General features: G+C 70.0%; 9 protein-coding genes. 1 reads left to right on the top strand and 8 read right to left on the bottom strand.

All coding sequences use genetic code 11. The annotated features are described in order from the left end of the window. Positions 1 to 54 precede the first annotated feature (54 nt). Positions 55 to 1,023, top strand: coding sequence for a phosphotransferase (locus BW990_RS00985; protein ID WP_076444103.1), 969 nt, complete (start codon positions 55 to 57; stop codon positions 1,021 to 1,023). Between the two features lie 65 nt (positions 1,024 to 1,088). Here BW990_RS00985 and trxA read toward each other — a convergent pair whose 3' ends face one another. From trxA to regB, 8 genes are all read right to left on the bottom strand, one after another. Then, entirely contained in the window at positions 1,089 to 1,409 is a 321-nt protein-coding gene (gene trxA / locus BW990_RS00990; RefSeq protein ID WP_076444105.1) for a thioredoxin, read from the bottom strand. 47 nt (positions 1,410 to 1,456) lie between these two features. Then, entirely contained in the window at positions 1,457 to 4,834 is a 3,378-nt protein-coding gene (gene addA, locus BW990_RS00995) for a double-strand break repair helicase AddA (RefSeq protein WP_076444107.1), read from the bottom strand. Beyond that, positions 4,831 to 7,794, bottom strand: a complete 2,964-nt coding sequence (gene addB / locus BW990_RS01000; protein WP_143526031.1) for a double-strand break repair protein AddB — start codon at positions 7,792 to 7,794, stop codon at positions 4,831 to 4,833. The genes addA and addB overlap by 4 nt, the downstream gene beginning before the upstream one ends. Next, entirely contained in the window at positions 7,791 to 8,456 is a 666-nt protein-coding gene (locus BW990_RS01005) for a nucleotidyltransferase family protein (RefSeq protein ID WP_076444109.1), read from the bottom strand. Before BW990_RS01005 ends, addB begins: the two co-directional genes overlap by 4 nt. Beyond that, entirely contained in the window at positions 8,441 to 9,427 is a 987-nt protein-coding gene (locus BW990_RS01010) for an aminoglycoside phosphotransferase family protein (RefSeq protein ID WP_076444111.1), read from the bottom strand. Before BW990_RS01010 ends, BW990_RS01005 begins: the two co-directional genes overlap by 16 nt. Next, positions 9,424 to 9,897 (bottom strand): tRNA (adenosine(37)-N6)-threonylcarbamoyltransferase complex ATPase subunit type 1 TsaE, encoded by a 474-nt coding sequence (gene tsaE, locus BW990_RS01015; protein WP_076444113.1) that lies wholly within the window; start codon positions 9,895 to 9,897, stop codon positions 9,424 to 9,426. The genes BW990_RS01010 and tsaE overlap by 4 nt, the downstream gene beginning before the upstream one ends. A gap of 85 nt (positions 9,898 to 9,982) precedes the next feature. Next, positions 9,983 to 11,491 carry a PAS-domain containing protein gene (locus BW990_RS01020; RefSeq protein WP_083950420.1) on the bottom strand — a complete coding sequence of 503 codons (1,509 nt, stop codon included), beginning with the start codon at positions 11,489 to 11,491 and terminating at the stop codon, positions 9,983 to 9,985. A 111-nt stretch (positions 11,492 to 11,602) separates the two neighbouring features. Further along, a complete protein-coding gene (gene regB, locus BW990_RS01025; RefSeq protein ID WP_076445078.1) occupies positions 11,603 to 13,000 on the bottom strand; it encodes a sensor histidine kinase RegB in 1,398 nt (465 codons plus the stop codon). Positions 13,001 to 13,002 lie beyond the last annotated feature (2 nt).

Below are 13,002 nucleotides of genomic sequence, written 5' to 3' on the forward strand. Positions count from 1 at the left end.
CCAGCAAGGCGGCTGCATGGATCCCGGGCCTAGTGGACCGCGCGGGGAAAGGGAATGCCGCAGGATGAATTGACCCGCGCCGCGCTGGCGCTCTGGCCCGGTCTTGCCGCGGAGATCGGTGAGAGGCCGGAGGCGTGGCAGGTCTCCGAACTGGCCCGGCGCGAGGATGCCCGCGTCGCCCGCATCCTGCTGCGCCTGTCGCGGGACGGGGCAGACCCGATGGTTCTGAAACACGAGGCACGCCCGCGACGGCCCGCGGATTTCGCCCATGCGATGGAGATGCACCTCGCCGCGATGGAGGCGCTGCCGGAAGGCGTGCCCGCGCTTCTTGCCGCCGATCCGGAGGCGCAGGTCTGCCTGATGGCCCATGCGCCGGGGCCGAACCTGTCGGTTGCGCTGCGGGACGGGCGGGCCGATCACGCCTCGCTTCTGGTCCGGGCAGGCGCCTGGGTTTCGGGCTTTCATCGCGGCGGCTTCGGCGAGCGGCGTATCTTCCAGCCGAAATTCACCCTGCGCTACCTGGGCCAGATCGTGTCGGAGGTGGAAGCCCATGCGCGCCAGGTGGCCGATCGCGCGGCCTTCCTCGACGCCGCCCGGGCGCTGATGGCGCGGCAGGCCGCGTTCGAGGGGCAGCAGACCGTCTCCGCCCGCACCCATGGCGATCTGCATCTGCGCAACCTCATCGTCGGGCCGCAGACCGTCTGGGGCATCGACTTCGCCGGTGGCAACCAGGCGCCGGTCGGGCATGATATCGCCCGGTTGCTGGTCGATTATGCGACGCTTTACGCGCCGCTCGACCGGATCGCGCCCGGCGCGGTGCTGCCTGCGGAGGCGCAGGCCGCGTTCTTTGCGGGCTACGACCTGGTGGGCGCGGACGATCCGTCGGTCCGGCTTCTGCTGCGCCACCGGGTGCTGGCGGATTGGTGGGGCCTGCCCGCTCATAGCGGCAGCCGCAGCGCGGCGCAGGACCGCCGCTACCGCCGGCTGATGCCGCTTGCCGCCAGGGTCTTCGCCGCGACGTGAGGCCGCGCCCCACGAAAAAGCCCCGCGCGATGGCGGGGCTTTTGCGTTCCGTCCGAAGACGCGGATCAGATCGATTCGTCGATCCAGCCCTTCAGCGCGGCTTTGGGCGCTGCGCCTGCGCGGTTCGACACGACCTCGCCATCCTTGAAGATGAAGAGCGCCGGGATGCCGCGCACGCCCATGGCGGCGGCGGTGTTGGGGTTCTGGTCGACATCGACCTTGGCAACCTTCACCTTGCCGCCATACTCGGCCGACAGCTCTTCGAGCGCGGGGCCGATCTGCTTGCACGGGCCGCACCATTCGGCCCAGAAGTCCACCACGACGGGGACGTCGGAATTCTTCACTTCCTGATCGAAAGTGGCATCGGTTACGGCGACGGTGGCCATGGTCTGTCTCCAACATGCTGTGGAATTGCGGTAGCTCGCCTCAGAACCTATGAAGCCGCGGGCTGAGAATCAAGCTGTGCCGCGCGCGCGAGCGCCGCCTCGGTCAGTGCGGCGGGCAGCGGCATCAGCACGCCCGGAGAGGTCCAGAGGATCGCTGTCTCGATGACGCGCCCGGGATAGAGCGCCTGCAGCATCGCCCGGTAGGCGCCCATCTGGCGCAGCAGCCCTTCGGGCACCGCATCGGCCGTGTCGGGCACCTGCCGGTTCGTCTTGAAGTCGATGGCGATCACGCGGTCTTCGGTGACGATCAGCCTGTCGATCACGCCCAGAAGGGGCCCGAGCCCCGCGATGTCACCGCAAAGCGTGACCTCCGCCAGCGTTCCCGGCGCAAAGACCGGGGCGAGGGCCGCGTCGTTCAGAACGCGCAGGGCCTCGGCGGCCATTTCGGGAGCGTCCTCGGGTGGCGCGCCATGGGCCTTGAGAAGGCGCCGGGCGGCCTCAGCCTGTTCCGCCGCGGGCAGGGCGGGCAGCAGTTCGAGCAGAAGATGGATGAGCGTGCCCCGCGCCTTCGCTGTCTCGGTCTCGTCGCCCGCGCCGGGCAAGGCCTTTGCGCCGCCCAGATCGGATGGGCTGCGCGTCTCCGTGGGGCGGGGCACCTCTGCGGGTTCGGTGAAGTAACAGGGCAGGGTGACCGTGCCGGTCGCGGACGGGTCGGTAGGCGCGGCGGTGCCCTCGGGCAGGGCGCCGAGGCGCAGCATCTCGCCGTTCGGCGTCGGCAGCGGTGCCGCCCCCGCCCGTTCCAGCCCGCGTGCCACCTGCCCGTACCAGGAGGCATCAGGGGTCTTGCCGACATCGCCCGCCGCCGCGACCACCAACCACGCCTCGGCCCGCGTCATGGCGACGTAGAGCAGCCGGTCGGCCTCGGCCTTCGCGCGGGCCTTGGCATGCGCGACCGCATCGGCCTGCAGGGCGGGCTGATCCTCGGCGCGGGCCTTCCAGACCGCATCCGGGCCGGCGGGCAGCAGCGCGTCCTTGATCCGGTCGGGCCTCGCGCCGCAATCGGGCAGGATCACCACCGGCGCTTCTAGGCCCTTGGCGCCATGCACCGTCATCACCCGGATCGCGGCGCCCGCGGCCTCGGGGCTGCGCTTGATCTCCAGATCGTCGGTCTGCATCCAGCTCAGGAACCCGGTCAGCGAGGGCACGTTGCCCTCCTCATAGGCCAGCGCCTGCGAAAGGAGCGCGTCGATGCCGTCCTCGGCCTCGTGCCCCAGCCGCCCGAGCAGCCGCGCCCGGCCCTTGTGGCGGGTCAGGATGCGTTCGATCAGATCGTAGGGGCGCAGGAAATCGGCCTTGCTGCGCAGATCGTTGAGCATCGCGACGGTCTCGGGGAAGGCCGCTTCCTGTGCGCGCAGCGCCTCCCAGAGGCTCGGCCCCTTGCGGTGATGGGCGAGGGTGAACAGCGCCTGCTCGCTCAGCCCGAAGAGCGGCGAGCGCAGCGCGGTGGCCAGCGACAGGTTGTCTTCCTGCGTGGCGAGGAACGCGAGAAGCGCGCCGATATCCTTGACCGCCAGTTCAGCCATGACCTTCATCCGGTCGGCGCCGGCGACCGGCAGGCCGCGGTTCTTGCAGGCGCGGATGATCTCGTGGAACAGCCGCTGCCGACCACGCACCAGGATCAGCACGTCGCCCGCATGCATGGCGCGGGGCGCCTTGTCGCCCAGGTGCAGCGGCTGGCCGCGATCCACCGCGTCGCGGATGAAATCCGCGATCCGCTCGGCCAGAACGACGCTTTCATGGCGCGCGCCGCGACGGTCCACGGGGTCGGTCCAGTCGTCCGGCTCCTCGCTTTCGGGCTTCGGCACCACGGGCCAGAGATCGACCTGGCCGGGCATCTCGCCATGAAAGGCGATGTGATGGCCCTCGGGCGCGAAACCCGATCCCGCCGCGCCCTCGAAGGTCGCGTCGACCGCCGCGAGGATCGCCGCCGCCGAACGGAAGGAATAATCGAGCGAGCGCACCTGCAGCGGCGTCTCCGCCGCCTCGAGCCGCGCCGCGAAGCTGGCCCGCATCCGGTCGAAGGCCTCGGGATCGGCGCCTTGGAAGGAATAGATCGACTGCTTGGTGTCGCCGACGACGAAGATCGTGCGCGCGGTGTCGGGCCGCGCCCCTTCCCCGGCGGTCAGTTCCTGCGCCAGAAGCGCGATCACCTCCCATTGCAGCGGGTTGGTGTCCTGCGCCTCGTCGACGAGGATGTGATCGATCCCGCCATCGAGCCGGTAGAGCACCCATCCCGCGACCACCGGGTCGGACAGAAGCCCGTGCGCCTTCTCGATCAGGTCGTCGAAATCGAGCCAGCCGCGCGCGGTTTTCGCGGACTCGTAGGCCGGCAGGAAGACCTGCGCGAACCGGTGCAGCGCGATGTCGCGCTCGGCGGCGGCAAGGGCGATGCGGGCGGGCCGCGCGCTTTCCACCCGCCGCATGAGATCGTCGAGCGCGTCGGCGATGTCCGGCGCCAGCGTGCCACGCGCCTCCTTGGTCGGGACTTTCCCGATCTTCGCGACGAAAGGCTCCTTGGCGCCGGGACCGCTCAGCAAGACCTTCTCAAGGGTCTCGAGGGCCGATACCGACGACGGATCGACGGTGTCGAGAAGCGTGGCATGGCCGTGATCGGTGGTCTTCGCGCTGTCCTGCATCGCGCGGATCACGTCGGACAGGACACGCCTTTCATCCCCGAGAAACACCTCCGCCAGAAGTTCCGCGCGACCGAAATCCGGCGGCAGATCGTAGAGCGCGCGGATATCCTCGGGGCTGCGCGGCGGCAGGAAGGCGGATTTGCGCGACAGGACCGCCTTCAGCAGCGCGTCGATCCTGTCGTCGCTGTCGGTGAAATGCCGGGCAAGCTCGGCGATGCGAGCGCCCTCGGGCCCTTCCGACATCCGGTCGAGGATATCGGCGCGCAAAAGCTCCGCCGCGCGGTCCTCGACCTCGTGGAAATCCGGGCTGACCTGCGCCTCGAGCGGGAAACGCCGCAACAGCGAGGCGCAGAAGGAATGGATCGTCTGGATCCGCAGGCCGCCCGGCGTCTCGATGGCACGCGCGAAAAGCGTGCGGGCGCGCTGCAGAAAGTCCGGACGGAAGGGGCCGTCCTCGCCCAGATCGGCCAGCTGGCCCCGCAGCGCGTCGTCACCCAGCATCGCCCATTCGCCCAGGCGCCGGAACAGCCGGTTCTGCATCTCGCTCGCTGCGGCCTTGGTGTAGGTCAGGCAGAGGATGTTCTCGGGCGCGACGCCCGACAGCAGGAGCCGCGCCACGCGATCCGTCAGCACCCGGGTCTTGCCGGAACCCGCATTGGCCGACAGCCAGGTCGAGGCATCGGGCCGGGCCGCGCGCACCTGCGCGAGGGTGGCGTCGTCGCGGGTCATTCCAGTACCTCCGCAAGCGGATCGTCGGCGAGATCCCATTCGCCCAGCCGCGACAGATGGTCGAAATCGCTGCGGTCTTTATCGCTGAACATGGCGCGCCGGGCGGTGAAGCCCTGGCCCGCGTCGAGATATCGCGCGATCAGCCGCTCCAGCCCAGCCCAGACCTCGCCCGGCGGGGCCTTGTCGAGCGGCGCCGCCACCTCGCTGCCCGAGGCGCCGAGGCCGATGAACCGCGCATCGGCGATGTGGCGGGGCGCGAATTCCCGGAACGCGCCCTTCTCGACCATCGCGGCGGTCAGCAGCAGCTGCTTGTCGAAATGCAGCTGCTCCTTCTCGCCGGGCGGCTTGCCGGTCTTGTAGTCGTAAAGATGCGCTCCGCCCCGCGCGTCGAGGTCGATCCGGTCGGCCCGCGTGGTCAGCGTGAAGCCAAGGGCGGGCAGCGTGGCGCTGCCGTCGATCTCGAATTCGGACAGCGCCGCGCGGGCCTGACGCGCCTTTTCGTCCCGCGCGAAGCCCTCGGCGACCCGGGCGAAGCGGGCCTGCCAGAGCTGCCGGGCCAGGGGGAACGGCACCGCGCGGGCAAGCTCGTCCTCGATCGCCGTAAGGAAGGTGGCGGGCGTCGGCGCGACGCCGTGATCCCGCATCGCAAGGCCGAACGCCTTCATCGCGTCATGCACGACGATGCCCCGCAAGAGCGCGTCGGGCGCCTGCATCAGCGGATTGAGCGGCTCCAGCCGCAGCACCGCGCGGGCATAGATCGTGAAGGGATCGCGGATCAGCGTCTTGACCTGCGTCAGCCGCAGCGACCGCGGACGCGCCGTTTCGGGCGGCTTCGGCGAGGGACGGCGCGCGGGCGGAGAGGGCAGCGGTGTCTCCAGCAGCGCGGCCCGGGCGAGCCAGTCCTTCCCGCGCCGCTTCATGCCGTCCAGCGCGTCGGGTCCGCCGCGCTCCGGCAGGCCTTTCATCAGGTTCACGATCCGGTTGAGCCAGCGCGACGGCACCGTGTCGGCATCGGCGGATTTGACTGCGCGGGTCAGCCAGACCTCGCGGGCGGCGACGGCCTGCTGGAAATCATGCGCCGACAGGCCGATGCGGCGTTCCGGCAGGGTGAGCCCCGCATCCGCCCGCATCCGCCGGTTGAGCCAGGGATCGGCCTTCGGCATCTCGGGCCAGCTGCCCTCGTTCAGCCCGCCGAGGATCATCAGATCGGCGCCCATCACCCGCGCCTCGATGGTGCCCCAGATGCGGATATGGGGATGGACCGCGTCGGGGTTGCGCACCTCGCCCCGGGCGAGGATCGCGCCGAAGAGATCGGCGTAGTCGCGCGCCGACAGGGCAGTGCCGTGGGCCGCCTCGGCCTGCAACTCGTCCATGATGCTGCGCAGCGCGCGGCCCGCCTCCTTGTCCCAGAGCGCGCCGTGACCCCCGCCTGCGCTGCCCGCGACGACCACCTCGGCCAGGGCGATATGCGTCGCGACCCAGTGCGACAGCGGCTGGATGCCGGTCTCGACCGGGCGGCAGAAGACATCAGCGAGCCAGGCGGTCCAGCCCGGATGATCGGCCCGGCCCGGCCAGGCCTCGATCCGCGCGCGGTCGGGATAGGGCATGCCGTTGCGCCGGATATGCGCCTCGAGTTCGGGCACGGCGCGGGTATGAATGCTGCGGGCCTCACCGGGATCGTCGCCCGCATGGCAGAGCGGATGTTTGAGCAGCGCCAGCAGGCTTTCGGCCGTGACGCCGTCATGCAGTAGCTGCGCCACCTGCCGCAGAAGCCGTCCCGGCGGGGTCACCTGCGCGGGCAGACCGGCGGAATCGTCGGCCACGATGCCCCAGCGGTCGAGCGCGGCGGAGACCTGCCGCGACAGGTTCCGGTCGGGCGTGATCAGCGCGGCGCTTTGCCCGGTCTCGGCGGCCTCGCGCAGACGCATGGCGATGGCCACGGCCTCGCGCCGGGGATCGGGGGCCTCGAGCAGGGTCACATCCGCCGTCGCCTGCATGAGATCGGGCAGGCCCGGCCCTTCGGTCAGCCACTGATCGGTGACGGGTGCGGGCCGCAGCGCCAGCGACACGAGCGCGTTCCGCGCGGGCACCGGCGGCGCGCCATGGCCCCAATCGGCAACGTCGGGCGGGCTTGCGCCCAGATCGCGCAACAGGCGCGCGAAGCGGTATTGCGGATGATCCTCGCCGGGCTGGGTGTGATCGGCGCGCGGCAGATCGTCGGTCAGCTGGTCCCAGACGTGCCGCGGCATGTCGGTGTCGAAGCCCGGCAGCACGACCGCGCCCTGCGGCAGCCGCGCGACCGCCTGCATCAGGGCATGGGTGGTGCCGCGCGACCCGGTCGAGCCGGCGAGGATAACCGGATGATCGGGAGGGGCAGCCTGCCACCGGGCGATGCGCATCTCGACGGCGCGCCGTTGCAGCGCAGCCATGTCGGGCGCCGGGTCCGCGGCATCGAAATAGCGCTGCACGATCCGGACGAATTGCAGCGCGCGCTCCCAATGGCCGGACTGGTCCGAGACATCGAGCCCGGCGATTTTGTCGGGCGGCACGCCCTCGATCTGCATTTCGTCCATCAGCGCGGCGAGGCTGTCGGCCAGATCGAAGAGCGCCGCCCGGGGGGCGAGATCCTGCGCCTGGTCCAGAAGGCCGGAGATCAGCCCTGTCAGCTCAAGCCGCCGCCGCAGGGCCGGAACCGCGGGCGGCAGGGTGGCGCGAAGGGCCGGGTCGGTCGGATCGGTGACCAGCGTGATCCGGGGCAGGAAGCCGGGGCCCGATGCGGTGAAGAGCTGCTCCAGCCGCCGCTTCATGCGCTGCGTGTTGACCATCAGCTCCGCCCGCGCGATGGCCTCGGGCGGCAATCTTGCAAAGCGCGCGCGCAGGCCCGCCATCAGCGCCGCGGGAAAATCCGTGCCGGGCGGTAGCGCAAAAAGCCGGGGGGTGGGGTGTCCGTCGAAGATCATGGCCGCAGCATCGCTTCGGCCTGCGCGATCCCCTCGGGATGACCGACATCCGCCCAGCGCCCGGGATAGGTGAGCCCGAACAAGCGGTCCCTCGCAGCGATCCGGTCCCACAGGACATTGAGCGAAAAGACCTCCGCGTCGATCCCGGTCAGCCCGTCCGTCTTCACGATCTGCACGCCGGTATAGACATGCGGCCCGCCCCGGCTCAGGCGGCCATCCCCGGCAAGTGTGAAGTCGCCTCCGCCCGCGCGCCCGACCGCCCGCTCCGGCGGCACGCAGAGCAAAAGCGCATCCATCTCGTCGGGCTGCCACGCATCGGCGAGCACGTGCAGCGGGTTCGGCCCGGCGAAGACCGCATCGGCATTCATGGTAAAGACCGGACCCGGACCGAGAAGGGGCGCGGCGTTCTTCAGCCCGCCGCCAGTGTCGAGCAGGGTCTCTTCCTGCACCACGCGGATATCGCGTCCGTCGAGATGGCGGGCGATTTGGTCTCCAAGGTAATGCGCGTTCACCACCCGGGTCGGAACGTGCGCCGCCAGGTCCAGCGTGCGGTCGAGCAGCGTCCGCCCGCCGACCTCGATCAGCGGTTTGGGGCGCGTGGCGGTCAGCGCGCCCATGCGGGTGCCGAAGCCTGCGGCAAAGATCATCACGGCGTCGGGCATCGGTCTTTCAATCTCTTGAGAACCGGCATCGTCGGTTCGGGCAGTGCGCGGATGACATGGGGCTTCACTGCCGACAAGGCGGGATGATCGAGGTCGCGCATCAGGTGCCGCCAGACCCGCGGGATCAGGTCGACGTAATGCGGCTTGCCCCGGGTGGCGGCCAGACGGGCGAAGACACCGAGGATTCGCAGGTTGCGCGCGGCGCCCTGGGCCGCAAGCGCCGCCTCGAACGGGGCGGCCCCGGTTCCGGTCCGGTCGAGGTAGCGCCGGATTGTGGCGCGCCGGGTCTCTTCGGAAACGTCACGGCGGGCATCCTCGATCAGCGAGACCACGTCGTAGGCCGGGTGTCCGACCATGGCGTCCTGAAAATCGAGAAGCCCGGCGCGCCGTGCCCCGTCACGCTCCGGCAGCCAGATCAGGTTCTCGGCATGAAAATCGCGCAGGATGGTGACGCGGGTCTCAGGGTTCACCTGCATCAGCGCATCGCTCAGGGCCGCGACCGTGTCCTGCTCTGCGACCGGATCGGTCTGGCCGGTGACGCCCGGCAGGTAATGCGTGAAGGCGAGGTCGGTCATCTGCGCAAGCCGCGCGGGCGTCGCGTGGTCGAGCCCGTCCGGTGGCGGCGCCCGGTGCAGGAGCGCGAGCGCGTCGATGGCCGTCTCGTAAAGGCGCGTCTCCTGGTCCGGCGCGTCCGCCGCCCGCCGCGCGAAAAGCGCATCGCCCAGATCCTCGAGCAGCAAAAGGCCCGGCGCCTCGGCGTGGATCTCGGGCGCGCTCAGCCCGAGGCCGGTCAGGTAGCGGGCGAGGCGGGAGAAAAGAGCGACATCGCCGTCCGGGTCCTCCATCAGGATCCGGCGCGCGCCGTCGTCCCGGATCAGCCGCGTGTAGCGTCGCGTCGAGGCGTCGCCGGTGATCGGTTCCCGCGCGGCATGCTGCCACCCGGCCCCGGCAAGGAAGGCGTCGGGGGTCATGCGGCCTCGTCTGTCAGGAGCGTGTCCCAGCGCGGCGCGGTCCAGGTGGCCACGAGTTGGCGGGCGTCGTCGTCGGGGCCATCCGAAAAGGCCAGCCGCAGCGCGCCCATCGGGGCCAGATCGCCCAGCCGGTCGGGCCATTCCACGAGGCAGATCGCGGTCTCGAAGGCCTCCAGCAGGCCGAGTTCCACGACGCTGTCGACATGATCGAGACGGTAGAGATCGCTGTGCCAGATCTCGCCCGCCGGGCTGTCGTAGATCTGCACGAGCGTGAAGGTGGGCGAGGGCACGTCTTCGGGCGCGGTCAGTCGGGACTGGATCAGCGACCTGGCGAAATGCGTCTTGCCCGCGCCGATACCGCCTTCGAGAAGCACGACGTCGCCGGGGCCGAGATCGGCACCGATCCGGCGGGCGAGGTCCGAGGTGGCTGTGGGATCGGGAAGCTCGATCGAGACGCGGCGGGGCTGCATGGGGCCAGAGTAATCGCCGGGGCGGCATCTGCAAGCGGGGAACGGCGCGGCGTGGCGTCACCGCGCGTCGGGGGTCCCGTGCCGGTCAGCCCGCCAGCGCGGCCACCGGCGCCACGGGATCGCGACTGCCGCCGGGATCCGCCGCGAAGCGAACCAGTGTGGCGCCGCCCGGCAGCGGGTCGCATTGCACCCGGAGCGTGCGGCCATCGGTGAGACGGACATCGCGCCCCCAAGGCGTGCGGGCGCCGAAGGTCGTCACGAAGCTGCGGATTTCGTTCCAGACCGGGCAGGGCTCGCATTGCTCCTGCCAGAGCCGGGTCGCGTCGACCACGGTGACATCGGCGAAGGTGCTGTCCGGATCGGAGCGCCAGAGCCTGCGATAGCCTGCATTGCAGAAGGTCAGCACGCCCGACGGGCTGAAGGCCGCGACAGCCTCGCCCATCGTGTCCACCACCGATTGGCACAGTTCCAGCTCGGCGCGGAAGCGGCGGGTCAGCGCGATCTCGGAGCTGATATCCTCGATCAGGAACGCCACCGCGCCATCGGGATGCGGGCGCCCGGCGATCCGGTAGGTCAGGCCGTTCGGCAGGCTCCAGGTTTCGCAATACCGGTCGTCGGTGGCGGCGGCGACAAGCTCCGCCAATTGCTGGCGCCAGCCATCGTAGCTTTTCGGCTCCGGCATGATGCGGTTTTCCCGCAGCTGGTCGAAGAAGGTCATGAGGTTGGGACGCCCCGACAGGAACTCCACCGACAATTGCGTCAGGTCGAGAAGCGCCGGGTTGAACAGGACGAGCTGGCGGTTTCGGTCGAAGATCGCAAGCCCGATGGGCAGGTGCGCGAAGGTCTTGGCGAGCGTCTGGACGAAGTTCCGTCGGGCGGTTTCGGCCTCGACCACCGCGTCGATATCGACGGCGTAGTGAAACCAGCCGTCGCCGGCCCGCACGCTGGTGACCTCGAACCATTCGGGCAGGTCGGGATGGCTTGCCGCGATCTTCACCCGTTCGCGCAGGACCGGCTTGGCCTCGGGCGGGGACATCGCGAAGAGCTGGTCGCTTTCGGCGAGTGCCGCGAATTTCGCGAAGCGCTCGTTGGACCATGTGATCGCGCCCGCGCTGTCGCTTTGCCAGATCGGGTAGGGCGCAAGGCCTGTCGCCCGGCGCAGCCGCAATGCCTGCGCCACGGCGCTCATCGCGGCAAGCCCCACGCTGAGACGGGGCCGCGGGCCGGTCAGACCCACATGCAGGCGCGCGCCTTCGGGGCGCAGGTCGAGGGCGGGCGCTTCGGCGGCGCTGGACAGCACGCGGAGCGGCCGGTCCGGCGGGGCGTCGGGCAGATCGGGAAAGATCGGAGAAAGGGCCGTGCGCAGGTCGTCCCAGCCATCCCCGAGACTATCGCCCAAAAGCCGCTTGCCTGCCGGTGTGGCATCGACGATGCGCGCCTCGCGCACGAGAAAGAGGGGCTCCAAGAGGTCGCTGTCACGCGCGGCGGCGCGCAGGCGGGCAACCCCTTCGGGACGAATATGCGGCCACGCAAGGATCAGCACCAAGCCAATTCCGGTGCCGAAGAGGATTGCAAGCCATGTCTCGATCGCCATGACGCTCCTTTCGTGCTGCCCGCCGAAATGCGGCAGGCGCGAGAGCACTCTGGCGGAGCGATGGTTAAGAAAGCGTTAAGGGCGGCCGTTTCCGGATCGCAGGTCCCGGCCTCAGCTTTTGAACAGCGGGTTCGGGCCCAGAGGTCCGCGCGCATCCGCGGTGGAAACCGCGATCGCATTGCTGCGCCAGACCACCTCGACGATGGCCCCGCGGCGCGCGTTGCCGGCGGGCACGGGCATCGAGGGGTCGGTGCCGTTGGCGAAGCTCAGCTCGGCGCCGCTGCGTTCCAGGAGCGTCTTGGCGATGAACAGGCCGAGGCCCATCCCCTCATAGGCCGGGCGCAGGTCCCGGTCCCGGTCGCTGCGCCTGCGGCGCATGAAGGGATCGCCGATCCGTCCGATCAGGTGGGGCGGAAAGCCCCTTCCGTCGTCGATGATCCGCACCGAGATCAGCTCGCCGTCCCAGCTGGCCTCGATCCAGACCGTGGCGCGGGCGAAATCCACCGCGTTCTGGACGAGGTTGCGCAGCCCGTGGATGATCTCGGGGCGGCGCAGGATCTGTGGCGGTTCGGCGCCTTCCTCGGGGCCGGGCCGTTCCTCGATATGGATGATCTTGCCGCGGTTCTCGTGCGGTTCGGCGGCTTCGCGGATCACCTCGGTCAGCGGCGCCTGGCGCATCTGCGGGTCGTCCTTGCCGGCACGGCCCATGGAGCGGAGGATGTCGCGGCAGCGGTCCGCCTGTTCGCCGATCAGCGCCGCGTCGTCGCGCAGATCGGGCCGGTCCGCGAGGTCCGCCACCAGTTCGGACGCGGTCAGCTTGATCGTGGCGAGCGGCGTGCCGAGCTCATGCGCGGTGGCCGCCACGACGCCCCCCAGATCGTTCAGTTTCTGCGCCCGGGCGAGCGCCATCTGGGTCGCCGCGAGCGCATCGCCCATGCCGTGCATTTCCTGCGTGATCCGGCGCGCATAGAGCGAGATGAAGACGATGGCGATGGTCAGCGCCGCCCATTGCCCGAAGATGAAGAGATCGGGAATCCGCAGCACCTGCCCGTCCTCCGTCCGCAGCGGCAGGTGGAAGAAGACGAGCCCGGTCGCGAGCAGCACCGCGAGCGCGTTCAGGAACACCGTCCGGCCCAGCGGCAGCACCGCCGCCGATACCGTCACCGGCCCCAGCAGCAGCAGCGAGAAGGGATTGTTGAGCCCCCCGGTGAGAAACAGCAGAAAGCCGAGCTGCAGGATGTCGAAGAGCACCATGAACAGGTTCTCGGTCTCCGACAGGCGCTTGTTCTCGGGGAAGATGAACATCGCGATCAGGTTGCCGATCACCGCCACGCCGACCGCGAGAAAGCACAGCCCTGTCGGCATATCGAGATTGTAGCGCGTATCGGCGACGATGATCGCGGCCAGCTGGCCCGCCGCGGCGAACCAGCGCAACAGGATCATCGTGCGCAGGCGGATCCAGTTGGAGCGGCGGCGTTCGTCGAACGTCCAGATGTCGGTCTGTGCCATAT

The sequence above is a fragment of the Roseivivax lentus genome, assembly GCF_900156805.1.
Lineage (GTDB): Bacteria > Pseudomonadota > Alphaproteobacteria > Rhodobacterales > Rhodobacteraceae > Roseivivax > Roseivivax lentus.